Below are 24,904 nucleotides of genomic sequence, written 5' to 3' on the forward strand. Positions count from 1 at the left end.
CGGTGGGTTCGGCGATCCGACTCCCGCCGCCCGGACCGAAAACATCGGCAGCGCTGCCTTCGAGCTGGGCCTTCCACGATGTGATCTGATTGGGGTGAACGTCGAACTGCTCCGCCAGTTGCGCCAGCGTGCGGTCACCCTTGACGGCGGCAAGTGCCACCTTCGCCTTGAAAGCCGGAGTGTGGTTCCGCCGTGCTCGTCTGCTCATCGTCTCTCCTGATTCGCGGGTCAATCTTGCCCGCCGTCAGGCAGAAACTCCACTTATCGCGCTGTTCAGATTTGCGGGACCAGCTCAGGCCTCCCTCTTGTTGATGGGAGCGGACGGAGCGGGGCTTATCGCTTCTCGCCACCGCTCCCTAGTTCGCGCAGACCTTGATGGTCTTCATCCCGCTCTCAGCTTCTGTGCGTGTCTTGAACACCTTGCCGTCGCCAACAATGACGGTGGTAGTGGTGGTCGGCTTCTTGTCCACGATGGTGCATTTCTTCGTGGAGGTGTCTTGCACTACATAAAATTCCGTCTGGGCGTAGGCGGCGCCGGTCATGATTGCAGCGGCAGCCGCCGAAATGAGAAGCTTCTTCATGGTCGTCTCCTCCATTGTGAGTGTGTCCCTGCGCAAATTCTCGAGCGGCGTGGATCCGTTCCACGGCTGGAAACTACGTCTCGGGTTCACTACTCTGTAGAGATACTAAAGGGACGATATGAACGCAGGCCGAACAGGCAGTTCAGAGATCGTTTATCGCGAGGTTATCGATCTTCGACTCACAGGCGCACCATTCCCGACTTCGGGTTTGGGTCAAAAGGCCAAAGACTCAGCGTAAGCAAATCTCGTCCGATGCGCCCCACTAAGCCGACCATAGTGAGGGGTTGTCGTCACTTCGCTGATGTCGCGTCGATTTGGCGCTGCGACCGGCGCTTAACGCAGGAACGTCCTCGTAGCTGCCGAGTTAAGCGGCCAAAACCACCTGTGAGGGAGTCAAAGTCATGGCCCGCGCAACAGCCCACCCGGATCATCACTGCATCTCGAGCGAAGACATTCAGGGAACCGAGGTGTATGGAGCGGATGGAAAGAATATCGGTGAGATTGATCACCTCATCATCGACAAGGTGTCAGGCCGCGTAGCTTATGCGGTCATGAGCTTCGGCGGATTTGTTGGCTTGGGTCACAGCCACTACCCCATTCCCTGGAGCGCTCTGAGGTATGATACGTCCCTCGAAGGCTTCCGAACCAATATCACAGAGCAACAGCTCAGGGACGCGCCGGAGTTCAGCGATGACTCCTGGGAGGATCGAGATTGGGAAACGCGAACTCACCGGTATTATGGGACGCCCACTTACTGGGAAGGGCGAGGCGGCCTATAACGCCAGACGGCGCGCGGGAATTTTCCAATCGTGAGTGTCAGCTGAATTGATCGGCCGAGCCTCGTTGGATGCTGTCGGATCGACTCCCGACCAATGCTAGCATGAGGTTCGCTGGAGACCTCCAGCGAACCTCAGGCAGCTTAGATCGATGGGCCTTGAAGCGAAACAACGCCTGCCGCCGCATCGGCGGAGGCGGAGGATGCGCCTGATTGGCTTTGCTCAGCTTCTCTCTAGAGTCAGCGCAATGGGTCAGAAGCGGGCCTCGGCGGCCATTGCCGTGAAGGTCAGCTACGGGCCCAACTGGCGACATGACGCGAATATGAAAGAAGGTCCGACAAAGCGCGACGGCCCCGCCGACGCACCGTCAACTGGGGCCGTCGATGCTCCGGATGGGGGGCAAAGGGGGGCCGGAGCAAACTGGCGGTTAGCGACCGCGGACGCCTACGCGCAACTACCGGGTCCGCCGTCGTCTCACCAGCCAGTACACGCCGTATCCAACGGCGAGAATAGGAAGACCGGCGCCCGCAATCGGTCCGGGGGCTCCCCTCACTTGGCCGGGCGCGTCGGAACACTTCCCGTTGCCGTTGCAAGCCGATGCAGATGGCATGGTCATCGCCAGAGACAACGCAAATGCTGCTGCGGAAAGAACGCCCCAGGTCTTCATGGATGTTTTCCTCTTAGGCCCTCGAGGCGCCGGTATTTAAATATATTTAAAAATTATATCTCAGTTACAAATTAATACAATAGCCGGTCCCGGCTTCAAACCGAGGGGATCGTCCGAAAACCTGCGACTTGGTGGCGCGGTAAAGATCCGCAGCGGGTCCACTACGGATCAACCGTCGACTCCCTTCAAGGAAGTGCAAGGAGGCAGCCTGAAAGTCCGCTTCGGGTCACCAGCATCGATCGGCGACCGGGCCGCCTATGTCCGGTCTACCTAACACAGCGGACTTCTGTGACTGCCCGAGCCTTCTCGCCTTCGGCGCCAATTCCGGACATACCTCCAAGGATGCGCTAACATTCCACTCACTTGAACGTCGAGCAAAAGATGGACATCGCCAAGAAGGTGATCACGAAGCTCCCGCTTGAAGAGCTGTGGAATGAGAAGGAAATTCTGAACGCGCAGCGCGTCTCCAAGGAGCTGAACGCATCGGAAATCATTGAGATGATGCAGTCAGGGGCGACTTTCGTCGTTGCTGATCTTGAACTGCGGCCCCGCTGGATAGACCCGGCGCATCGCTTCGAGTTCTGGAAAACGGAGGTGAAGTCACGGCTCGCAGAACCTGACAAACCGGCCTTCCTTGACCGCTTCCCCGACGAGTACTGCTACTTCGCTACGAAATGGCAACTCGCTGATGGGCTTCCACTGATTGTCCTTGAACGGCACCACTGACTAGAAGGCAGGTAGCCACGTCAGCTTTGGGGTCAACAGCGCCGATTTGACTGGTACTGGATCACTTCCGGTCTGCTCCGATCAGCAGACGGTATCTGAGGCGAACCACACTGCGCCATCGGGCCAGACGCGGAAGAAGTACAGTCGAACCTAGTCAGGAATCCCCCACGTGGCACGCACAAATAAAACAGGCCGGCGGCAGCACGTCGGCGAGGTCAACGGGGGCGCGGTCCAGCTTAACTGCAACCAGATCGTAGCTTGCACCATGGTCGATCGTCGTGTCCCTTAGCACTACACCGGCGATCTTCCGCTTCAAGCTGGGCATGCTGACGGTGCTGGCGGGGAGCTGCGCGGCGGGTGTCGGGCTCAGGCTGGCGGGGGTGATTTAGGAAGAGGAGATCGCCGCTACGCATCCCGCCTTGCATGTCCCGGGTGGTCGATGGCCCGGCTCGGCTTCAGGCTGCGGTGTCCAGCTGACCGAGCGCGGCCTTGATATCCTTGGCAGGCGGCAGCCCGAACAAGCGCCCATATTCCCTCGTGAATTGCGAGACGCTTTCGTAACCTACCCCGAAGGCCGCGCTGCTCACGTCAGAGCCCTCCGACAACATCATCCGACGCGCCTCGATGAGCCGCAGCTGCTTCTGAAATTGCAAGGGACTGAGTGATGTAATCGCCCGGAAGTGCTGGTGAAACGAGGAAGGACTCATGGCAGCCGCTTCCGCCAGGCGCTCGATACGCAGCGGCCTTGCATAGTCGGAACGAATGATCGCCACGGCGCGCGCGATGCGTTGCGCGTGGCTGTCGGCGACCCCGAGAGCCCTTATCGCCGCGCCGTGTCGCCCAGCCAGCAGCCAATAGTGGATTTCGCGAACGAACTGAGACTGCAGAACCGGCAAGGATGACGGACGCTCGAGCAGCCGCATCAAGCGGAGCGCGGCATCGGCAACCTCGGATTCGGTCGGATCGACGCGGACGGGAATGCTTTGCTGCTCGGGAGCAAGGTTCATCTCCACGATCAGGCTCGCGATCACCGCCGGGTCGAGCTCGACGACCAGGGACAAATATGGGACCTTTGCGCTGGCGCGGGTGATCTGGCTGACAGTCGGCACATCCGCCGAGATCAGGAGCGACTCCCCCGCGCCGAAATCGAAGCTGTGCGATCCCGTCGTCACGCGTTTGCGGCCCTGCAGGACGAGCGCAACGAGCGGTCGGTTGATCGCGTATTGGAGCTGGCCCTGCGTCAGTGCCCGTATGGCCGTAAGGCCCGGGATCGGCGTCCTGGCCGCGCCATTCTGGTCTGAATGCAAATCCGCATAGCGGCGAACCGTTTCGAGCAAGGTCGTCGTCATTCCGCGAATTTATACCAGCCGCGGGCTTCGGCAACCGGACATGGCCGGACTGCTCCAACTTTGGGCATGTGAATTGATCGTTAAACGCAGCTCCGGCCCGGACTGAGCGATGCTCCCGGCCATTCGGAGGAATAGGCAAGAAGGTTCAAGGATCTGGCAACTCGAATGCTGCGGTGTCTGCCACCTTCGCCACGTCAAGCGAAGGAGACATCACATGGCTAAAATTGCAATCGTCACCGGTGCGAGCCGCGGCCTTGGCCGCAACATGGCCGTCAACATCGCGCGCAAGGGCAGCGACGTCATCATCACATACCGGAGCCGTGCGGACCTCGCGGAGAGCGCCGTTTCCGAGATCGAGGCGCTGGGACGCCGGGCCGTGGCCTTTCAATTGGACAGCGCCGACGTCGCCAAATTTCCCTCCTTCACGCGAAGACTGGGCCAGACGCTGAAGGAGACATTTGGTCGCGAGAGCTTCGACCACCTCGTGCACAATGCCGGCGACGGCCTCTTCGCTCCGCTCGGCGAGACCACCGAGGCTCAGTTCGATCAGCAGATGAACCTGCATGTCAAAGGCGTATTCTTCCTCACCCAGGCCTTGTTGCCGCTGATGGCAGACGGTGGCTCGATCGTCACCATCGGCAGTGGCTTGACGCGTGTCACCTATCCGGGCTTCGCCGTCTACACCATGGCGAAAGCCGCCGCCGACATGATGGCGGTCTGCATGGCCAGGGAACTTGGGCCGCGCGGCATCCGCGTCAACAGCGTTGCGCCCGGCGCGATCGAAACCGACTTTGGCGGTGGCCTGGTACGTGACAATCCCGACGTGAACAAGCAATTCGCCGCCATGACTGCGCTGGGCCGCGTTGGTGTCCCGGATGATATCGGTCCGATGGTCGCGAGCCTGCTGAGTGAGGACAATCGCTGGGTTACGGGGCAACGGATCGAAGTATCAGGCGGGCAAATGATCTGAACGCCGAACATTGCCTTACGACATGCAAGGGTCGCTGCAAGAGCTTGCGGCAGCCTTGGTCGGCCAGGCTCTATGCGGCCCCGGGTCCGTTTCGTGTCCGCAAATATTGTTTGGTGAAGAGATCGGAACCGGAATTTCGCACGACAGCGCGTCATGCGGTGCACGGTGCCCGTCGGGCAAAACAGCCCGGTCAATTTCACCTCGCCGCCTGTCAAGCTCCATCGCGCAAAATATCCCACTTTACCGAAATTCGGATTTGTCGTACACACCGGTCACCCTGGCCCGAGACGAGCGGCGGATCGCGATCGTCACGAACCGCGGGCTGGGCAGCGATGGACGCGACGGCGTCGGCGCAACGGGCATTGCAGGGCGGGACACCGTGAGCGATGGCCTGCCGCGCATACGACACGGCGCTGACAGCGTCTTCGCATGGCTTCGGGGGCGAGCACACGCCACCCCTCGGAGCGACATGCGAGGACGTGCGCGGACGGAGAAGTCGTGTGGTCCCGACGCCCGGGGTTCTGGCGTCAAGTCTCGCGGTGATGTGGCGGCCCGACCGGTCCGCGCATCGATCAGCCGCGAGGCGACGGGGGCAATAGTGCAACGCTCCCCGAGGAGAGCACGAAGGACACCGTTAAAACCATTCGCGCAGGGAAGGCCGGGCGACCGGCATCACCTGTCGTCCACCCCGTGTGCATCTTCTGTCGCGCACGGACTCGGGTGCCGCCGGCGCCCGGCCTTCCCTGCGCCCTCGTCTTTATCGAGGGCGTGCCGTGAAGCAAAACTCGGGCGAGATGCGCCGCGGGAAGGCGAACTCTTGCCAGCTGTTTGAAGGCTGTAACGGAGCGACGGCCAATCTCTCATTCTCGCTGTCATCGTCCGCGAAGGCGGACGATCCAATAGTCCGCAGCGGACGTTGTGCGAACCCACCGGCGCCACGGCGTACTGGATGCCCCGCCTGCGCGGGGCATGACACCGTTGTTGTCGCGCTACCGCATCATCATCCGCGCGATCGCTTCCCCGATCACCACTGTCGTGAAATGCGTATTGGCGCGGCAGTCGGACGGCATGATCGAGGCGTCGGCAACGCGCAAGGAAGCGATGCCCTTCACCGTGCCGTCAGGATTGACCACACCGTCGGCATCACCAACGCCGCTCATGCGGCAGCTGCCGGCGGCGTGCTGGATGTCGCCGGTCTCTCGGCGCAGCACCGCGTCGAGCTCGTGGTCCGGCAGGCTGGCGGCCTGCGACAGCGTCAGGTCGGTGTCGGCGAGCCGGATCCAGTCGGCAATGCCCGAAACCGCCGGCTGGGACGTGATCACCGCAAGGCGCTTCACCGCGTCCATCATGCGCAGCATGTCGCGGGGATCGGCCAGCATGTTCTCCTCGACGACAGGATCGATCGCGGCATCGGGCGAGGCCAATCTGAGCGTGCCGCGGGAATACGCGTTGAACAGCCCGGCGCCGATCGCGCCCGGCACGCCGATGCCGCGATGATTGAAGGCGATCAGGATCATGTCGCGCTTGCCGCCGTCGGCGAGCCCGGAGGAATAGGTCACGCAGCAATTGGTGTGGCGCGTGTCGGGATCGGTGGGGCGGAGTTCCTCGCGGAGCTGGATCGTGGCGCGAAACAGCGGATGATCGAAGAAGTGGCGGCCGACGGGCAGGTCACGCGCCACCGCAATGCCCATCGCCTTCAACTCCTCGGCCGGCCCGATGCCCGAACGCAGCAGGATCGCCGGGCTGTGGATGGCGCCGGCGCAGAGCACGATCTGGCGCGCGCCGATCTCGTGGGTGCCCTGCCCGTCAATATGAACGCGGACGCCGGTCGCGCGGCCGTCGCTGATCAGCACGCGATCGACCAGCGCATGGCCGCGGATTTCCAGATTGGCGCGGCCGCGCGCCGGCTCGAGATAGCCCTCATTGGTGCTGATGCGGCGCAAGTCGCGGCTGTTGATGGGATAGCAGGCGACGCCCTCGCCGTCCGGGCCGTTGAGGTCGGCACACCAGGGATAGCCGCTCGCCAGCGCCGCATCGCGCAAGCCGCGATCGATCGGCCCCCACTTGTCCGGCGGCGCGCGATAGACCGGCAACGGCCCGCCGCGGCCGTGGCCCTCGGCATCGCCGAACTCCAGGTCGTCCTCGATCACGGAGAACAGCGGCATCACCTCCCTGGCCGACCAGCCGGTGCAGCCATTGGCGGCCCATTCGTCGAAGGCATCGGCAACGCCGCGGATGGCGATCTGGCCGTTCATCATCGACGAGCCGCCGAGCCCCTTGCCGCGCCAGTAGAAGCGCGGCTCCTGACCGGCGACCCGGCGCGACAGAAGGTCAGGCCATTGCCATTTCTCCTGGTACTCGCGCTTGTGGATGATCGGGATCGGGTTCGGCGTCGTCACCTCCCACGGTGCATCGTCCGCGCGCCAGTCGCGGCCCGCTTCGAGCAACAAAACGCGCCGTGCGGGATCCTCCGACAGCCGCGCCGCAACCGCAGCGCCGGCGGAGCCGCCGCCAACAACAATGACATCGTACATCGCATTACTTCTCGACATTCCAGAACACCGGGATGGCGGACGGTATCAGACCGCGCAAGGTCGCGCGATAGGCGGCCGGCTGCGCGAACTGGCCCCAGGGAATTCCGGGAGCCTGATCGTACATGACGGCCTGGATCTCGCCTGCGATCTTCTTGCGGTCCTCCTCGGCCGGCGCCTTGGCGAAGGCTTCCATCAACGGCGTGATGCGCGCATCGCATTGCCAGCCGGTGAAGTCGGCGCAGTTGAAGGCAACCATCACATTGGTCAGCGGCGAGCCCAGATCGAAACCGCCGGCGTGAACGCCGTAGACGCTCCAGCCCTCCTTCTTGGCGCGGCGGGCCAGCACGCTCGCCCAGTCCATCACCTGCAGATCGACGTTGAAGCCGGCGGCCTTCAGCCGCTCGGCGAGCACCTGCGCCGAGACGCGCGGGGCTTCGAGATCGTTGGCCTGCATGACGACGACGGGCTCGCCGGCATATTTGGTCGCCTTCAGCGCGGCCTTCGCCGCCTCGATCGAGGGCTTCGCCGCCGCCTCGGTGCCGGCCTTGCTTTCATAGGTGGTGCCGCAGGTGAAGAACGTCGCGCAAGGCGTGGCGTATTTGGCATCCAGCCCGAGCGCATCCAGCACTTCGCGCTGGTCGACCAGCTTCCACAGCACGCGCCGGATCGCGGGATCGTCGAACGGTTTGGACGCGGCGTTGAGGCGGTAGGCGCCTGCGAACATGTTGCCGCCGGTGAAGTTGACGAGCTTGACGCGGGAGTTCTTCTCCAACTGCGGCAATAGATCGAACGGGGCGTATTGCATGAAGTCGACTTCGCCGGCCTGCAGCGCGGAGGCTGCGGTCGCACCGTCAGGAATGACGCGGACCTCCAGCGTGTCGACATTGACGCGCTTGCCGCCGGCGAGGAAGTCGGCGGGCTCGGGGCGCGGTACATAGTCGGCGAACTTCTTCAGGATCATGCGATCGCCGGTGCGGTGATCGGCCTTGCTGTAGACGAACGGGCCGGAACCGATGATCTCGGTGATGCGCTGGTCGCCGGGGGTCTTGGCGATGCGCTCGGGCATCATGAAGGCGACGGGGCTGACGGGATTGCCGAGCGCGTCGATGACGAGACCAGACGGCTGCTTCAACGTCAGCACGAAAGTCTTGGCATCGGTGGGTTCGAGCGACGCCGTGATCGCGAAGATGCGGCGGCCGAGCGCGCTGCGGGTGCCCCAGCGGCGCAGCGAGGCCACGCAGTCGGCCGCGGTGACCGGCTGGCCATCATGCCACTTCAGGCCATCGCGCAGGGTGAAACTGTAGGTCAGGCCATCGGGCGAGACTTTCCAGTCCTGCACCATCTGCGGTTTGATGTCGTCCTTGGAGTCCTTCGCAAACAGCGTATCGAACACCATGTAGCCAAACGTGCGCGAAATATAGGCCGTGGAGAAATGCGGATCGAGGGTGACGATTTCCGCCTCGAGCACCGCGACGAGATTCCCCGCCGCATGCGCGGGCGCCGCGGCCAGCGCGAGGCCGAACAGCGCGGGGATCAAAGACTTGAGTTTGAACATTGGTTTCTTCTTGCCTTGGCGAAACGGTTACGGTCGCCAGCAAAAAGCAATGTTCGTGCCCACACGGCAGAAGCACGTATGCGCACACGGCTATCAGCCGCGCGTTTGCGGCTACACCGTCGGTGTCATCGCCCGGCTTGAACCGGGCGACCCAGTATTCCAGAGATCCTGCGATGATACGGAAAGGCCGCGGCGTACTGGATGCCCCGGTCAAGCCGGGGCATGACACCTGTTGCGTGGCGACGGCCTGCGCGCTACCCGATGCCCCGGCCGAACTTGTTCGACTTCGGGAAACCCTTCGGCGGCAGGCGGCCGGCGTCGGCGCGGGTGCCTTGCCACTCGCTGAGCTCCTTCATGGTCGCGGAGAATTCGCGGCCCGCGGAGTCCTTCCAGGTCAGGCCGGCCTTGGCCTCGAACACGGTCACGTCCGAGAGGCCGCCGTCCTTGTACTTCTGCAGGCGCACGCCGCGGCCGCGCGCCATTTCCGGCACCTGGTCGAGCGGGAAGACGAGCATCTTGCGGTTCTCGCCGATCACCGCGACGGTGTCGCCGATCACCTCGGCGATCGCGCGCGCCTCGTTCGGCATGTCGACGTTGAGGACCTGCTTGCCCTTCTTGGTGGTGCCGACGCAATCGTCCTCGTTGACGACGAAACCCTGGCCCTCGTGGCTCGCGACCAGGAATTTCCGTCCGCCCTTGTTGACGAACAGCGCGACGGGCGCGGCCTCCTGCTCGAGGTCGATGAACAGGCGGATCGGCTCGCCGTGACCGCGGCCGCCCGGCAGCTTGGCGACGTCGAGCGTGTAGAACTTGCCGTTGGTGGCGAGCAGCAGCAGCTTCGAGGTCGTCTCGGCGAAGAAGGCGAAGCCGAGCTTGTCGTCCTGCTTGAAGGCGAGCCCCGAGAGATCCTCGACATGGCCCTTCATGGTGCGGATCCAACCCTTGTCGGAGACGACGACGGTCACCGGCTCGCGCTCGACGAAGGCCTCCTCGATCGCGGCGAGATCGTGCTCGGGCGCGTCGGCAAAGGTGGTGCGGCGCTTGCCGAGCGGCGTCTTCGGCCCGAACATGTCGCGGACCTTGCCGACCTGCTCACTGACCTTCTTCCACTGCTCGGCCTCGGAGGCGAGCACCGCGTTGATGCCCTTGAGCTCGTTGCGGAGGTTCTTGTCCTCGGTGCGGATCTCCATCTCCTCGAGCTTGCGCAAGGAGCGCAGGCGCATGTTGAGGATGGCTTCGGCCTGCACCTCGGTGAGCTTGAACGCCTTCATCAGCTCGGGCTTCGGCTCATCCTCGGTGCGGATGATCTTGATCACCTTGTCGATGTTCAGATAGGCGATCAGGAAGCCGCCGAGGACTTCCAGCCGGTGCTCGATCTGCGCCTTGCGGTAGTTGCTGCGGCGGATCAGGACGTCGCGCAGATGGTCGAGCCATTCGCGCAAGGCCTCTGCAAGGCCCACGACCCTGGGCACCTTGCCCTTGATCAGCACGTTGAGGTTCAGCGGGATCTTGTTTTCGAGCTCGGTCAGCCGGAACAGCGATTCCATCATCAGCGCCGGATCGACGTTCTTCGATTTCGGCTCGATCACGATGCGGACGTCTTCGGCCGACTCGTCCCTGATGTCGCCGACCAGCGGCAGCTTCTTCTGGTCGAGCAGCTCGGCGACCTTCTCGATCAGGCGCGATTTCTGCACCAGGAAGGGAATTTCGGTGACGACGACGACCCAGGTGCCGCGTGCGCCCTCCTCCTGCTCCCACCTCGCCCGGACACGGAACGAGCCGCGGCCGGTGGCGTAGGCCTCGGCGATCGCCTGCTTGGAATCGACGATGATGCCCCCGGTCGGGAAGTCCGGGCCCTTCACCCATTTCAGCAGCGCCTTGGACTTCGCGTCGGGCTTCTCGATCAGGTGCAGCGCGGCGTCGCAAAGCTCGGCGGCGTTGTGCGGCGGGATCGAGGTGGCCATGCCGACGGCGATGCCCTGCGCACCGTTGGCGAGCAGGTTCGGGAAGCCGCCGGGCAGCACGACCGGCTCCTTCGACTGGCCGTCGTAATTGGCGCGGAATTCGACCCCGTCCTCGTCGATGCCGTCGAGCAGAAGCCGCGCGACGTCGGTCATGCGCGCTTCGGTGTAGCGGTAGGCGGCCGGGTTATCGCCGTCGATATTGCCGAAATTGCCCTGGCCGTCGACCAGCGGGTAGCGCGAGGAGAAATCCTGCGCGAGGCGCACCATGGCGTCGTAGATCGCCTGGTCGCCGTGCGGATGGAACGAGCCCATCACGTCGCCGACGATCTTGGCGGATTTCTTGAAGGCCGTGCCCGGGTCGAGCCGGAGCAGGCGCATGCCGTAGAGGATGCGGCGGTGGACCGGCTTCAGGCCGTCGCGCGCGTCCGGCAGCGCGCGGTGCATGATGGTGGAGAGCGCATAGGCGAGATAGCGCTCTTCCAACGCTTCACGCAGCGGCACCTCGTGAATTTCGGCCGGTTCTTCCGGCGGAACGATTCGTTTTCCCATGCCGCCCGGTTAAACCGTGGAAGGGAATCGGGCAAGGATGGATTGGTTCCCTGTGGGCGGTGGCTAGTGCCCTGCCCAGCCGGCCGTCACGGTCTGGGTCTTGTCCTGGGCCGGTGCCGGCGCATTGGTCAGGCAACGCCGGGCGGCCTCGATTTCAGCCTCCGTCGCCCCCTTCGACCGCGCCCATGTCTCTGCGGCGGCAGCGGAATATTTGGCCACATAGTACCGCACGACGGTGCAGGATGCCCGGCGAAACACGCCGGGTTGCGGCTCGCCGGCCATGGCATCAGGCGCGAACGCGAACAGCGCCGCGGAAAAGGCGAATCCCCTGATCAACATTTAGGCTGTCCCCGTTGTGGAACCCAAGGGCGAACTCGATGACCCCGATTTCGTTCCCGTGGAACTCAGCATCAGAGGAGCAATGCAGAGTTCCGTTTCGCTCATGGCGCGGGAATCGCGGCCCTCGCCTGTTGCCGGATCAGGGCGTTGATGAAGCCCGCGCGCGCGTCGGAATGGCCCTGCCCCCGCGGCTCCAGCACGTGACGCAGCAGGAACAGGCCGGTGAGTCGAAAGCCGTCCTGGAGATCCTGCTCGGTCAGGTCGCTGGCGGTTTCGCCCTGACGCAGAAACGGCGGCAGGCGCAACAGGCGGTCACGCCAGGGCTCGCCCGCGCTGCGCGATACGGCGCCGCCGGATTTCGGCGAGACGTAGATCAGTTCGGCGGTCTCGCCGGTCACCGCACAATTTTCCAGCGCCAGCCCGAAGCCGAGCTCGGCAAGCATTGCCAGCTCGAAATGGATGAGGTGCACGGCGGCGCTCCCGATGTCCTCGAAATCGTCGAGCGAATGCTCGAGCAGCGCAAAGATCTCCTCGTGCGGATCGCGCTCCGGCAGCAGGCGCGCGATCGAGGCGAGATGGGTGACGCCGTAGACGCCGTGGGACGATCCGAGCAGCGTGGCCGCGCGCAGCTTCAGGCCTTCGATCGTATAGGTGCCGAGATGCTCGTCGAGCCGCGCCCGCCAGACCGCGCTGACGCTGTTCCCCGGCTGCAAAAGCGGCCGCATCCGCGAACTGGCGCCGCCGCGCACGAGGCCGAGATGCCGGCCGTGCGCGCGCGTCAGGAGCTCGACGATGGCGCTGGATTCGCCATGCCGCCGCACCCCCAGCACGATGCCTTCGTCGGTCCATTCCATGGGGGAAGCTTATCGCATTTCGAGCGGCCGTAGGGTGGGCAAAGCGAAGCGTGCCCACGGATTTGATCGACGGCGCACGATGGTGGGCACGGCGCGCGAAGAGCGCGCCTTTGCCCACCCTACGGCAGCGTGCAAGTCGCTACGCGTTGAACCAGCCCTGCGCGTCGCCGGTGAAGGAGAAATACAGGCCCATCGTGGTCAGCGCGCAGGAAACGATCTCGATGGCGCTGTCGAGCTCCAAGCCCTTCACGCCGATGATCTGGCCGAGCGAGATGACCGACAGCACGAGCGCGGCCGCGAGCACCCAGCGCGGCCAGTTCTTGCGCCCATGCGCGGCCAGCCGGACGAAATAGAGAAGGAGCAGGATCATGCCGCCGGCGAGCAAGGTCCCCGTCATGATCATCTGCTCGGTCATCTCGGCATTGGGCGTGCGGTCCTGCGCCGCAACGGACAAGGCGTCCAGCATCAACGATGCATAGAGCAGCGCTTCGAAGCGCCTGACGTTGCTGGGCACGCTCATCGGATACCGATCTTTTCTTGGTTATTCTCTCGGAAAGTCCAGACCCATCTCGCGGTAGCGATCGGGATCGTCGCCCCAGTTCTCGCGCACCTTGACGAACAGGAACAGATGCACCGGCACGTCCAGGATCTGCATCAGCTCTTTCCGCGAGTCCGCGCCGATCGACTTGATGGTGGCGCCGCCCTTGCCGAGCACGATCTTGCGCTGGCTTTCGCGCTCGACGAAGATCGTCTGCTCGATCCGCACCGACTTGTCCTTGCGCTCCTCCCACTTGTCGGTCTCGACCGTGGACTGGTAGGGCAGTTCCTGGTGCAGCTTCTGATAGATCTTCTCGCGCGTGATCTCGGCCGCCAGCTGCCGCATCGGCGCGTCCGACATCTGGTCCTCGGGGTAGAGGAACGGACCCGCCGGCACCATCTCGGCGAGCGTCGTGCGGAGATCGTCGACGCCGTCGCCCGAGATCGCCGCGATCATGAAGGTGCGCGCGAACTTCATGCGCTCGTTGGCGGCCTGCGCCAGCGCCAGCAGCTTCTCGCGCTGGACCAGGTCGACCTTGTTGATGACGAGGATCTTCTCGTGATTGACGCTGGCGGCCTTGGTGAGGATCGCCTCGGCCTCCTCGTCGATGCCGGTCTTGGCATCGAGCAGCACGCAGACGAGATCGGCGTCATGCGCCCCGCTCCAGGCGGTGGAGACCATGGCGCGGTCGAGCCGCCGCTTCGGCAAGAAGATGCCGGGCGTGTCGACCAGGATGATCTGCGCGTTGTTCTCGATCACGATGCCGCGGATCAGCGCGCGCGTGGTCTGCACCTTGCGCGAGACGATCGTGACCTTGGCACCGACCAGCGCATTGACCAGGGTGGACTTGCCGACATTCGGCGCGCCGATCAGCGCAACGAAGCCGCAGCGCGTCGCAACGGGCGCCTCGCCGCTTGCCTCAGCCGTCATTGCTGCCGCCGACGCCTTCGCGTTCAATCATCACCGAAGCTGCTACCTTTTCTGCCGCGCGCTTGCTGCCGCCAATGCCCTCGGCCGGCGCGAGGCCCGGCAGGTCGACGGCGACGCGGAACTGCGGATCGTGATGCGGGCCGGTGCGCTCGACCTCGCGGTAGACCGGCGTCGGCAGCCCCTTGCCTTGCGCCCATTCCTGCAGCACGGTCTTGGGATCGCGCAACGGACGGCGCGGCTTGTGCATGCGCTCGGTCCAGTTGCGCCTGACGAACTCGGACGCCGCTGCGTAGCCCCCATCGAGGAAGACGGCGCCGATCACGGCCTCGCAGATGTCGCCAAGGATGGATTTGCGCAGGCGGGCATCGGCGCTGGAGCCGACCGAGCCGAGCTTGATGTCGTCGAGCAGGCCGAGCGACTTGGCGACGTCGGCGCAGCTTTCCTTGCGCACGAGCTCGGCAAGACGCTTGGAGAGCTCGCCCTCGTCGGCGTTCGGGAAGGCGTGATAGAGCATGTCGGAGACGACGAGCCCGAGCACGTGGTCGCCGAGGAATTCCAGGCGCTGGTAGCTGTCGCCGCGCTTGCGCCCGGACTTCAGCGCCGAGACATGCGTGATCGCCTGCATCAGCATGTTCGGGTCGGTGAAGCTGTGGCCGATGCGCGCCTCGAGCGCCGCATTCGCATCGGTGCCCTTGGCCTTGCGCGCCCGCTTCTTCTTGGCAGGCGTCTTCGGTGCAGCTTCGCTCTCAGGAGCGGCTTGCGCCTCGGTCGGTTGGATGGCGATGTCCTTGGCTTCGTCTTTCATCGAACGATTTTGAAGAAGCGATTCCAGCGTACCGCCCACGGCCAGCGCCAGAACATCCAGGCATGCTCGCCTTCGGCGATGGAGAAGAAGATCATCTGGGCGCGGCCGATCAGATTCTCCTTCGGCACATAGCCGACCTGGCCGAGAAAGCGGCTATCGGTGGAGTTGTCGCGGTTGTCGCCCATCATGAAGAAATGGCCTGACGGCACGGTGTAGACGTTGGTGTTGTCCACGTATCCGTTGTCGGCGCAGTCGAGCGTCTCATAGGATACGCCGTTCGGCAGTGTTTCCTTCCAGCGCTTCACCCGGGAGATGCCGCCGCCTTCCGAGCCGCAGGGCTCCTCGCCGACATATTCGCTCATCCGCTGCCGCTCGACCGGCGCGTCGTTGATGTAGAGCAGCCCGTCCCGCATCTGGATGCGGTCGCCGGGAAGGCCGATCACGCGCTTGATGTAGTCGGTGGAATCGTCCTTCGGCAGGCGAAACACGACGATGTCGCCGCGGTCTGGGTCCGAGCCCCAGATCCGCCCCGAGAACAGCGGCGGCGAGAACGGAATCGAATAATGGCTGTAGCCGTAGGAATATTTCGAGACGAACAGATAGTCGCCGACCAGCAGCGTCGCCTTCATCGAGCCGGACGGGATGTTGAAGGGCTGGAACAGGAAAGTTCGGATCACCAGCGCGATCAGGAGAGCATGGATCACGACTCGGATCGTTTCGCCGACGCCGCTCTCAGTTTTCGTTCCCGAAGTCACGCTCATTGCTCTCTCAATTCCGGCCGGCGATCACAGAGCGCCCTCCTCCCGCGAACGGCCCTCCGGTTCGCGGCGCAAGGAGATTGTCCTGATTCTGACAGTGAGGGCCAATTCCGGCGTAAAGCCGAACTCGCCCAGGCTGATTTGCGTCCGCGGACTTTTAGACGGTTGTCGGAGGCCACGCAATCAAGGATCGCATCAAAACTGGGTAAGATATTGATTTACAACGAAGATCACAAAATCCACGACGTCGCGTCAGGGTTTCGGCAGCGGGACGGCGGAAATGATGACGAAGGCCTGCGCCAGCGGCCAGTCGTCGGTGATCGACACGTCGATCCGGGCCTCGAACCCCTCCGGCGTCAGGGCCTGGAGCCGGGCCAGGGCGCCCCCGGTCAGCTGCATCGTCGGCCGCCCGCCCGGCAGGTTGACCACCCCCATATCGCGCCACCAGACGCCGCGCCGGATCCCAGTGCCGAGCGCCTTGGAGCAGGCCTCCTTGGCGGCGAAGCGCTTGGCGTAGGTCGCCACCACCATCTTCTCGTTCTTGGCGCGGCGCTCCGCCTTGGCCCGCTCCGCCGCGGTGAAGATGCGGTCGAGGAAGCGCTCGCCATGGCGCTCGATCACCTTGGCGACGCGGGTGATGTCGATCAGGTCGGAGCCGATGCCGATGATCATGCCCGGCTCCGGCCGCGATCCATCGCCGCACGCATGCTGCGCACCGTCTCGGCCAGCCCCACGAACAGCGCTTCGCCGATCATGTAGTAGCCGATGTTGAGCTCCATGATCTCAGGCAGGGCCGCGATCGTCTCCGCGGTCGCGTAGTCGAGCCCGTGCCCGGCGTGGACCTCGAGCCCCGCAGCCTTGGCCAACTTCACTCCCGCCACGATCCGCCGCCATTCGGCCTCGGCCTTGGCGGTGTGGCCGTCGACCACAGCGTCGCACCAGGCGCCGGTGTGGATCTCGATCACCGGCGCGCGCAGCCGCGCCGCCATCTCGATCTGGGCGGGATCGGCGGCGATGAACAGGGAGACCCGAATACCGGCATCGCTCAGCCGTGCGATACAGGGCGCGAGCGCTTTGTGCTGGCCGACCACATCCAGCCCGCCTTCGGTGGTCACCTCCTGCCGGCGCTCCGGCACCAGGCACACCGCATGCGGCCTGGTGGCGAGCGAGATGCGCATCATGTCGTCGGTCGCCGCCATCTCGAAATTGAGCGGCTTGGAGATCTCGGCCTTCAGCCGCGCCATGTCCTCGTCGCGGATGTGCCGGCGATCCTCGCGCAAATGGGCGGTGATGCCGTCGGCGCCGGCCTCGATCGCCAGGAGCGCCGCCCGCACCGGATCGGGATGGCGGCCGCCGCGCGCGTTACGCACGGTTGCGACGTGATCGATATTGACGCCGAGGCGAAGCGGAGAAGCAGGCATTTCAGAGCTCACGAAATCGGAGGAACCGGCGCATGCGAGATGCGCCTATCCATTAACACGTTCGACTTTGGCGACGACCGCCTTGGCGCGCAGCTGGGCCAGGATCGCGCTCAAATGCTTCAGATCGTAGACTTCGAGATCGATCGTCGTTTCCGTGAAGTCCGGTGAGCGGCGCTGCATGCTGATGTTGTCGATGTTGCCGTCGTGCTCGGCGATCACGGTCGCGATCTGCGCCAGCGCGCCGGGCTCGTTGACGTTCTCGACCTTGATGCGCGCCGGGAAGCGCTGCGGTGCGGAATCCTCGATGTCCCAGCGGACGTCGAGCCAGCGCTCCGGCTCCTCCTCGAAATCCTTCAGGGCCGGCGCCTGGATCGGGTAGATCGTGATGCCCTCGCCCGGCGTGACGATGCCGACGATGCGATCGCCCGGCACCGCGCCGCCGTTCGGCGCGAACTTGATCGGCAGGTCGGAATTGATGCCGCGGATCGGAATCGCGACCGGGCTGCGCGGCTGCTCCGACGGCTTCTCCTTGAGCTTGGCGGCAAGCCCCTTCTTGACGCCGTAGCGCGCGATGCGCTCCTCCTTGTAGTCGGGGTACATCGCACGTGCGACGTGGGAGGCCTTGATCTCGCCGCGCCCCACGGCCGCCATCACATCCTCGATCGAGGTCCGCGCGAGCCGCGGCAGCGCGCCCTTGAGCTTGTCGTCGGCATATTCGATCTTGGCGCGCTCGAACAGGCGCTCCACGATGCGGCGGCCGAGACCGGCATATTGATCGCGCACCGCGGTCCGCGTGGCGCGGCGGATCGCGGCGCGGGCCTTGCCGGTGACCGCAAGCGTCTCCCAGGCCGAGGGCGGCGCCGATTGCGCCTCCGAGGTCAGCACCTCGACCTCGTCGCCGTTCTGCAGCTCCGAGGACAACGGCGCGAACTGACCGTTGATCTTGCAGCCGACCGCGCTATTGCCGACGTCCGTATGCACGGCATAGGCGAAGTCGATCACGTTGGCGTGGCGCGGCAGCGCGATCAGCTTGCCCTTCGGGGTGAAGCAGAACACCTGGTCGTGGAACAGCTCGAGTTTGGTGTGCTCGAGGAATTCCTCCGGATTGGCGCTTTCCGAGAGGATGCCGATGGTGTGGCGCAGCCAGGCGAACGCCGTGGACTCGCGCTTGAGGAATTCGGTCGGCGAGCCGACGCCCTCCTTGTAGAAGACGTGCGCGGCGATACCCCGCTCGGCGATCTGGTCCATCGCCTCGGTGCGGATCTGCAGCTCGACGCGCTGGTTGCCGGGACCGATCACCGTGGTGTGGATCGAGCGATAGTCGTTCTGCTTCGGTGTCGAGATGTAGTCCTTGAAGCGCCCCGGCACCACCGGCCAGGTGGTGTGGACGATGCCGAGCGCGCGATAGCAGGACTCGATGTCGTTGACGACGAGGCGAAAACCGAAGATGTCGGACAATTGCTCGAAGCCGACCGACTTGCGCTCCATCTTGGTCCAGATCGAGAACGGCTTCTTGCGGCGGCCATAGACCCGCGCCCCCAGGCCCCTGTGGCGCAGATTGTTGGAGAGCTGGTCCTCGATCTCCCCGATCAGATTGCGGTTGCGTTCGGCGAGCGCGTCGAGGCGCTGCATCACCACCGAATAGGCTTCGGGATCGAGGGTGCGGAAGGACAGATCCTCCAGCTCCTCGCGCATTTCCTGCATACCCATGCGCCCCGCGAGCGGCGCATAGATGTCGAGCGTCTCCTCGGCGATGCGTCTGCGCGATTCCGTCGGCACGAAATCCAGCGTGCGCATGTTGTGCAGACGGTCGGCGAGCTTGACCAGAAGCACGCGGACATCGTCGGCAATGGCCAGCAACAATTTGCGCAGATTCTCGGCCTGCTTGGCCTCCCGCGACACCAGCTCGAGCCGCTTCAGCTTGGTCAGGCCCTCGACCAGCGCGCCGATCTCCGGCCCGAAAATCTGATCAATCTCGGCCCGCGTCGCCTCGGTGTCCTCGATCGTGTCGTGGAGCAGCGCCGCCACGATGGTGGCGTCGTCGAGCTTCAGGTCGGTGAGAATCGCCGCGACTTCGAGCGGGTGCGAGAAGTACGGATCGCCCGAGGCGCGGGTCTGCGAACCATGCGCCTTCATGGCGTAGACATAGGCGCGATTCAGCAGGTCTTCGTTGGTGTTGGGATTGTAGGACCTGACGCGCTCGACGAGGTCATATTGACGCATCATGCGCGCGCGGGGCTTGGCCGGGCGCGCGACCGGCGCAGTCGGGGCCACGGCAACCGATTCGGTTGCGGCCTGCATCTGCGTGGATCTGCGGCGCCGATATACCATGCCGTCCTGCCTTCAAACGGGCCTGGGCCGACCCGTTGTATACACCTTAGCTCCGATCGCGCTTGCGTCCGATCAATTCAGTGACAGGACGCAGCGCTAGCCACAACGCTATGGTAACCACGAAAACGTCAACAAAAGCAAAGGCCCGAACAACGGTTCGGGCCTTGATAAGATCACAAGAAGTCAACGATCGCGATGGACGATTTACTCGTCCTCCTCGGGCTGCTCCTCGGGCGGCGCAAGGCCTTCGAGACCCTTCAGGAGCTCCTCTTCGGTCATGCGCTCGACGGCGACTTCGGTATCGTCCGCATCGACGCTCGCACCCGCGGAACCGATCAGCGGCACCGTATCCGGCTCCGGCTCGTCGACCTCGACGAACTTCTGGAGCGAGTGCACCAGCTCCTCGCGGAGGTCCTCCGGCGAAATGGTCGTGTCGGCAATTTCGCGCAAAGACACAACAGGGTTCTTGTCGTTATCGCGGTCAACCGTTAGTTGTGAACCGGACGAGATCATGCGGGCACGGTGGGCGGCCAGCAGGACCAAGTCAAACCGGTTGTCGACCTTGTCGATACAATCTTCTACGGTGACGCGAGCCATGGACTGTCGCTCCGTTGTGGGTGGGACGAAATATGTGGATGATTGGGGGTAGTTATAGGGACCGGGCCGGTTTCGCAAGGCCAATTTGTGATTTGGCCTCGCCAAACGGCTCTGCTACCCCCACATTGGGGCTGGGATGGGTGGTTTCCCGGGCTGCCATCGAGGGTAGCGCCGGGTGTATGTATGCAAGTCCGCCATAACTATACCTTGATTGCCCCGACTTCTCCGGATTTGCGGTTTCGACGGGTCTCAGCGGCACTCTAGATATGCGCGGCTTGCTGTCGCCGCGCCAACAATAAACGATCAATCACGAACACTACGCGAGCAACTGAATGTCACCTTCTCCTACCAACAAGATCGCGCTCTTCATCGACGGGGCCAATCTCTACGCGACGGCGAAAACTCTGGGCTTCGACATCGATTACAAGCGCCTGCTGAAGGAGTTTCAGGGCCGCGGGACGCTGCTGCGGGCGTTCTACTACACCGCCATCATCGAGGATCAGGAATACTCCTCGATCCGCCCGCTGATCGACTGGCTGGATTACAACGGCTACACCGTCGTCACCAAGGCGACCAAGGAGTTCATCGACGCCTCCGGCCGCCGCAAGGTCAAGGGCAACATGGACATCGAGCTCGCCGTGGACGCCATGGAGCTCGCCGAGCACATCGACCAGATGGTGCTGTTCTCCGGCGACGGCGACTTCCGCTCCCTGGTCGAGGCCGTGCAGCGCCGCGGCGTGCGGGTCACGGTGATCTCCACCATCGCCAGCCAGCCGCCGATGATCGCCGACGAGCTGCGCCGCCAGGCCGACGTCTTCACCGACCTCGTCGAGCTGCAGTCCAAGCTCGGCCGTGATCCGTCCGAACGCCCCGCCCCGCGCGACCGCGGCGAGCGCGAGGCCCGTCACCACGCCCCGCAATTCCTCCAGCGCGCAACCACGATGGCGCCGAGGGGCGATGACGACTTCGAGGAGTGAGGCGGCCCGGCCAAGCCGCCAGCTTCCCACCGTCGTTCCCGACCGCGATTGCCCGCTCTGTCCGCGTCTGGTTGCCTTTCGCGAGGCAAACCGCGCGCGCGAGCCGTTGTGGCACAATGCGCCGGTAGCCCCCTTCGGCGACATCAAGGCGCGCCTCCTGATCGTCGGCCTCGCGCCGGGGATGCAGGGCGCCAACCGCACGGGACGGCCGTTCACCGGCGACTATGCCGGCGACCTGCTCTACGCCACCCTGCTCGAATACGGATTTGCCAAGGGGACCTATCAGGCGCGTCCCGATGATGGCCTGAAGCTGATCGACTGCCGGATCGCCAATGCCGTGCATTGCGTGCCGCCGCAGAACAAGCCGCTGCCGGTCGAGATCAACACCTGCCGGCAGTTCCTGGTCGCCAATCTCGAGACGATGCCGAGGCTGCGCGCGATCATCGCGCTCGGGCGAATTGCGCACGACAGCGTGCTCAAGCCGCTGCAGCTGAAGGCCTCACAGGCCCCGTTCGGCCATGGCGCCGTGCACCAGGCCGGCGCGTTCAAGCTCTACGACAGCTACCACTGCTCGCGCTACAACACCAACACCGGCGTCCTGACCCCGGACATGTTCCGCAGCGTGTTCGCGAAGGTGAAGGCGGACCTGGACTAGAGAGCAGGCACCGGCCATGTTGAACCCGTCATCCTGAGGCGCGAGTGGCGCGATGCGGAGCGCCTCGAAGGATGAACGGCCGGGATGGGCCGTCGTCCTTCGAGGCTCGCCCTGCGTTGCAGGACGAGCACCTCAGGATGACGGTGACAGACTTAAGGCATGATCCGGAAAAGTGCGCAGCGGTTTTCCGAAAAGATCATGCTTAAACAACAACCTAAAGCGCGGCATCGCTGCCATCATTGGCCGGCCATAGACCTACCCGCGTGCGGATACGCTTTACGTCCTGACCGGATGGGCCCTCAGCCAGTCCAGCACGTCGCCGGCGTTCCGGTCGGGCGGAAACACCGGATAGAAGACGTGCGTGATGCGTGCGTCGTCGACGATCAGCGCGAGGCGCTTGATCAGCGTCAGGCCCGCGACCTCCATGGTCGGCAGCTTCAGCGCCTGCGTGAGCGCCAGCTTCTCGTCCGACAGCACAGGGAACGGCAGATGCAGCCGTGAGGCCATCTCGGTCTGGTATTCGTTGCTCTGGGTCGAAAGGCCGAACACGTGGGCGGCACCGGCGGCCTTCAGCTCGGCGAACAGATCGCGGAACGCACAGGTCTGCGGCGTGCAACCGCGCGCGCCGGGGATCATGTCCCAATCGTCGACCAGTGAGATCTTGCCGGGCTCGCCGGTGCGCGGATAGGCGAACACCACGGTTCGGCCGCGCAGGGCCGACAGGGTCACCGAGGTGTCGTTGGTCGCGAGCAGGCCGATCGGAGGCACCACCATGCCCGTGAGATGCGCGCCCGCGCCGTCATCGACGGGCGCGGGAATCTGGCTCCAATCGACCTCGAACAGGTTCCGCTGGGTCATCTCGTCAGCCCCTCGCCCGCATCAGGCGCCCCTTCTCCCGGCTCCAATCGCGCTTCTTCTCGGTCTCGCGCTTGTCGTGCAGCTTCTTGCCTTTTGCAACCGCCAGCTGCAATTTGGCGCGGCCACGCTCGTTGAAATAGAGCTTGAGCGGGATCAGCGTCATGCCCTCGCGGTCGACGGCGCCCATCAGCTTGTTGATCTGCCGGCGATGGAGCAGCAGTTTTCGCGGCCGCTTGGGCTCGTGGTTGAAGCGATTGCCCTGGAGATATTCGGGAATGGTGGCGTTGATCAGCCAGATCTCGCCGTCCTTGGAATCGGCGTAGGATTCCGCGATCGTGCTTTTGCCGTTGCGGATCGACTTGACCTCGGTGCCGGTCAGCGCAATGCCCGCCTCGATCGTGTCCTCGATCGCATAATTGAAGCGGGCCTTGCGATTTTCCGCCATGACCTTGATTGGACGTTCGTTTTTATCGGCCATGAGAGGAAAAATCCAATCGAGATGCGCAGCAAAGCTAACAGTTCGGATGAAGCGCGCGCGTCACTTCTTGAGGAGGTCGCGGATCTCGGTCAGCAGCTCGACCTCGGCCGACGGCTTCGGCGGCGCGGCGGGCGCTGCCTCCTCCTTGCGCTTCAGCGTGTTCATGGCGCGGATCACCAGGAACAACACGAAAGCAACGATGATGAAGTTGATCGTCAGCGTCAGGAAGCTGCCGTAAGCAAGGACGGCGCCTTGCTTTTTCGCATCCACTAAGTTGGTGGCGGTAACCGCCTTGGACAAGGGGATGAAGTGGTTCGAGAAGTCGAGGCCACCGGTGACGGCGCCGATGATCGGCATGATGACGTCGCCGACCAGCGACGTGACGATGGAGCCGAAGGCCGCGCCGATGATGACGCCGACGGCGAGATCGACGACATTGCCCTTCATGGCGAACTCGCGGAACTCCTTGAGCATCCGCCTGCCCTTGTCGTCGACGCTCATGAACGGGTTCCTCGGTCGGCCAGCGCCTCAGTTGATCAGGCCAGCGTGCACCATGGCGCTGCGCACCGCGACGCGGGTCGGCTCGGAAACCGGCACCATCGGCAGCCGCAGCGTCTCGTCCAGCTTGCCGAGCAGCGACATCGCGTACTTGATCGGCGCCGGATTGCTCTCGATGAAGAGGTTGTTGTGCAGCGGCATCAGCTTGTCGTGGATCGCCAGCGCCGCCTTGGTGTCGCCCTTCTGCCAGGCGGCATGAAACTCCGAGCACAGGCGCGGCGCGACGTTCGAGGTCACCGAGATGCAGCCGTGGCCGCCATGCGCCATGTAGCCGATGATGGTGGCGTCCTCGCCGGAGAGCTGGTTGAAGTCCTCGCCCATCGCCGCGCGCTGCTGCGACACGCGCACCATGCTGGCGGTGGCGTCCTTGACGCCGGCGATGTTCTTCAGCTCCCACAGCCGCTTCATGGTGTCGACCGACATGTCGATCACCGAGCGCGGCGGGATGTTGTAGATGATGATCGGAATCCCGATCGCGTCGTTGATCGCCTTGAAGTGCTGGTACATGCCTTCCTGGGTCGGCTTGTTGTAGTAGGGCGTCACCACCAGCACGGCATCCGCACCCGCCTTCTCGGCGTGCTGGGCGAGCTCGATCGCCTCCTTGGTCGAGTTGGAGCCGGCCCCCGCGATGACAGGCACGCGGCCCTTGGCTTCAGCGATGCACCACTCGACCACCTTCTTGTGCTCGTCGTGGCTGAGCGTCGGGCTCTCGCCGGTGGTGCCGACCGGGACCAGGCCGTTGGTGCCCTCCGAAATCTGCCAGCTGACCAGCGAGCGGAACGCGGCCTCGTCCAGCGAGCCGTTCTTGAACGGCGTGACCAAGGCGGTGAACGACCCCCGGAATTTCGTCTTGGCTGCCATGGACTTCCTCCGTACGCGGCTATCTCTTGAGCAAGCGCCATTCATATCGGGTCTGTCCCGCCGGTAAAAGGCCCGCTGCCGTGTGACGCACCGTTTAGGCCGCGATTTTGCCGCGGTGATGGTGCAAATCGGTCCGAGGTAAGCCGCTGTTGGTATTTTGTCCGCATATTCAATCAAATACAGCTAGATCTTGAGCCACTCGACTGATTCGGGGCGACGATACCCGTGACCTCATTCCCTCGTGCCGCCTGGCGGTCCACCGGACTGGTCCTG

Annotated in this window: 25 protein-coding genes; 5 read left to right on the forward strand and 20 right to left on the reverse strand. The window is 64.1% G+C overall.

Annotation, left to right across the window (positions count from 1 at the left end; genetic code table 11):
* Window positions 1–208: transposase (locus E4K64_RS11620; RefSeq protein ID WP_135163638.1), on the reverse strand; the 208-nt coding region annotated here is incomplete at its 3' end.
* 148 nt (window positions 209–356) lie between these two features.
* The gene (locus tag E4K64_RS11625) at window positions 357–581 is read right to left on the reverse strand and encodes a hypothetical protein (protein ID WP_135163639.1); all 225 of its coding nucleotides are present in this window, start codon (window positions 579–581) and stop codon (window positions 357–359) included.
* 401 nt (window positions 582–982) lie between these two features.
* Here E4K64_RS11625 and E4K64_RS11630 point away from each other — a divergent pair, with 401 nt between their 5' ends.
* Both E4K64_RS11630 and E4K64_RS11635 read left to right on the forward strand, forming a co-directional pair.
* The gene (locus E4K64_RS11630; RefSeq protein ID WP_126258537.1) at window positions 983–1,360 is read left to right on the forward strand and encodes a PRC-barrel domain-containing protein; all 378 of its coding nucleotides are present in this window, start codon (window positions 983–985) and stop codon (window positions 1,358–1,360) included.
* 1,045 nt (window positions 1,361–2,405) lie between these two features.
* Window positions 2,406–2,750, forward strand: a complete 345-nt coding sequence (locus E4K64_RS11635) for a hypothetical protein (protein ID WP_135163640.1) — start codon at window positions 2,406–2,408, stop codon at window positions 2,748–2,750.
* 455 nt (window positions 2,751–3,205) lie between these two features.
* Here the strand turns inward: E4K64_RS11635 and E4K64_RS11640 are convergent, their stop codons facing one another.
* Complete coding sequence (locus E4K64_RS11640) at window positions 3,206–4,099, reverse strand: AraC family transcriptional regulator (RefSeq protein ID WP_135163641.1); 894 nt, start codon at window positions 4,097–4,099, stop codon at window positions 3,206–3,208.
* A gap of 214 nt (window positions 4,100–4,313) precedes the next feature.
* On the opposite strand from E4K64_RS11640, the gene E4K64_RS11645 reads away from it, so the two are divergent.
* Window positions 4,314–5,069: an SDR family NAD(P)-dependent oxidoreductase gene (locus E4K64_RS11645; RefSeq protein ID WP_135163642.1), complete on the forward strand. Its 756-nt coding sequence runs from the start codon at window positions 4,314–4,316 to the stop codon at window positions 5,067–5,069.
* 989 nt (window positions 5,070–6,058) lie between these two features.
* On the opposite strand, the gene E4K64_RS11650 is transcribed toward E4K64_RS11645, so the two are convergent.
* From E4K64_RS11650 to rpoZ, 13 genes are all read right to left on the reverse strand, one after another.
* Entirely contained in the window at window positions 6,059–7,603 is a 1,545-nt protein-coding gene (locus E4K64_RS11650) for a GMC family oxidoreductase (RefSeq protein WP_135163643.1), read from the reverse strand.
* Window positions 7,604–7,607: 4 nt separating this feature from the next.
* Window positions 7,608–9,158, reverse strand: a complete 1,551-nt coding sequence (locus tag E4K64_RS11655) for an ABC transporter substrate-binding protein (protein WP_135163644.1) — start codon at window positions 9,156–9,158, stop codon at window positions 7,608–7,610.
* Window positions 9,159–9,412: 254 nt separating this feature from the next.
* Window positions 9,413–11,671: a DNA topoisomerase IV subunit A gene (parC, locus tag E4K64_RS11660; protein WP_135163645.1), complete on the reverse strand. Its 2,259-nt coding sequence runs from the start codon at window positions 11,669–11,671 to the stop codon at window positions 9,413–9,415.
* A gap of 63 nt (window positions 11,672–11,734) precedes the next feature.
* Window positions 11,735–12,010 carry a hypothetical protein gene (locus tag E4K64_RS11665; protein WP_135163646.1) on the reverse strand — a complete coding sequence of 92 codons (276 nt, stop codon included), beginning with the start codon at window positions 12,008–12,010 and terminating at the stop codon, window positions 11,735–11,737.
* Window positions 12,011–12,111: 101 nt separating this feature from the next.
* Window positions 12,112–12,864 carry a DNA repair protein RecO gene (recO, locus tag E4K64_RS11670; protein ID WP_135163647.1) on the reverse strand — a complete coding sequence of 251 codons (753 nt, stop codon included), beginning with the start codon at window positions 12,862–12,864 and terminating at the stop codon, window positions 12,112–12,114.
* 139 nt (window positions 12,865–13,003) lie between these two features.
* Entirely contained in the window at window positions 13,004–13,384 is a 381-nt protein-coding gene (locus E4K64_RS11675) for a hypothetical protein (protein ID WP_135163648.1), read from the reverse strand.
* 21 nt (window positions 13,385–13,405) lie between these two features.
* Complete coding sequence (gene era / locus E4K64_RS11680; RefSeq protein ID WP_135163649.1) at window positions 13,406–14,332, reverse strand: GTPase Era; 927 nt, start codon at window positions 14,330–14,332, stop codon at window positions 13,406–13,408.
* On the reverse strand, window positions 14,322–15,137 hold the full coding sequence (gene rnc / locus E4K64_RS11685) for a ribonuclease III (protein WP_135163650.1): 816 nt from the start codon (window positions 15,135–15,137) through the stop codon (window positions 14,322–14,324). Before rnc ends, era begins: the two co-directional genes overlap by 11 nt.
* On the reverse strand, window positions 15,134–15,898 hold the full coding sequence (lepB, locus tag E4K64_RS11690; RefSeq protein ID WP_135163651.1) for a signal peptidase I: 765 nt from the start codon (window positions 15,896–15,898) through the stop codon (window positions 15,134–15,136). The genes rnc and lepB overlap by 4 nt, the downstream gene beginning before the upstream one ends.
* 249 nt (window positions 15,899–16,147) lie before the next feature.
* Window positions 16,148–16,567 carry a holo-ACP synthase gene (gene acpS, locus E4K64_RS11695; protein WP_126258546.1) on the reverse strand — a complete coding sequence of 140 codons (420 nt, stop codon included), beginning with the start codon at window positions 16,565–16,567 and terminating at the stop codon, window positions 16,148–16,150.
* Window positions 16,564–17,316, reverse strand: a complete 753-nt coding sequence (locus E4K64_RS11700) for a pyridoxine 5'-phosphate synthase (protein ID WP_135163652.1) — start codon at window positions 17,314–17,316, stop codon at window positions 16,564–16,566. Before E4K64_RS11700 ends, acpS begins: the two co-directional genes overlap by 4 nt.
* Window positions 17,317–17,361: 45 nt before the next feature.
* Entirely contained in the window at window positions 17,362–19,647 is a 2,286-nt protein-coding gene (locus E4K64_RS11705; protein WP_135163653.1) for a RelA/SpoT family protein, read from the reverse strand.
* Window positions 19,648–19,851: 204 nt separating this feature from the next.
* On the reverse strand, window positions 19,852–20,244 hold the full coding sequence (gene rpoZ, locus E4K64_RS11710) for a DNA-directed RNA polymerase subunit omega (protein ID WP_008133017.1): 393 nt from the start codon (window positions 20,242–20,244) through the stop codon (window positions 19,852–19,854).
* Between the two features lie 332 nt (window positions 20,245–20,576).
* Between rpoZ and E4K64_RS11715 the strand changes: the two genes are divergently transcribed.
* Entirely contained in the window at window positions 20,577–21,221 is a 645-nt protein-coding gene (locus tag E4K64_RS11715; RefSeq protein WP_028135957.1) for a LabA-like NYN domain-containing protein, read from the forward strand.
* Entirely contained in the window at window positions 21,202–21,876 is a 675-nt protein-coding gene (locus tag E4K64_RS11720; RefSeq protein ID WP_135163654.1) for a uracil-DNA glycosylase, read from the forward strand. The genes E4K64_RS11715 and E4K64_RS11720 overlap by 20 nt, the downstream gene beginning before the upstream one ends.
* A 276-nt stretch (window positions 21,877–22,152) precedes the next feature.
* Here E4K64_RS11720 and E4K64_RS11725 read toward each other — a convergent pair whose 3' ends face one another.
* From E4K64_RS11725 to dapA, 4 genes are read right to left on the reverse strand one after another with little or no spacing between them, the layout of a single operon-like run.
* Complete coding sequence (locus tag E4K64_RS11725) at window positions 22,153–22,734, reverse strand: peroxiredoxin (protein WP_135163655.1); 582 nt, start codon at window positions 22,732–22,734, stop codon at window positions 22,153–22,155.
* Between the two features lie 4 nt (window positions 22,735–22,738).
* Window positions 22,739–23,212: an SsrA-binding protein SmpB gene (gene smpB / locus E4K64_RS11730; RefSeq protein ID WP_027530006.1), complete on the reverse strand. Its 474-nt coding sequence runs from the start codon at window positions 23,210–23,212 to the stop codon at window positions 22,739–22,741.
* A gap of 60 nt (window positions 23,213–23,272) precedes the next feature.
* On the reverse strand, window positions 23,273–23,686 hold the full coding sequence (mscL, locus tag E4K64_RS11735) for a large conductance mechanosensitive channel protein MscL (protein ID WP_135163955.1): 414 nt from the start codon (window positions 23,684–23,686) through the stop codon (window positions 23,273–23,275).
* 54 nt (window positions 23,687–23,740) lie between these two features.
* Window positions 23,741–24,631 carry a 4-hydroxy-tetrahydrodipicolinate synthase gene (dapA, locus tag E4K64_RS11740; RefSeq protein WP_135163656.1) on the reverse strand — a complete coding sequence of 297 codons (891 nt, stop codon included), beginning with the start codon at window positions 24,629–24,631 and terminating at the stop codon, window positions 23,741–23,743.
* Between the last annotated feature and the right edge of the window lie 273 nt (window positions 24,632–24,904).

Source organism: Bradyrhizobium frederickii, assembly GCF_004570865.1.
GTDB classification, from domain to species: domain Bacteria; phylum Pseudomonadota; class Alphaproteobacteria; order Rhizobiales; family Xanthobacteraceae; genus Bradyrhizobium; species Bradyrhizobium frederickii.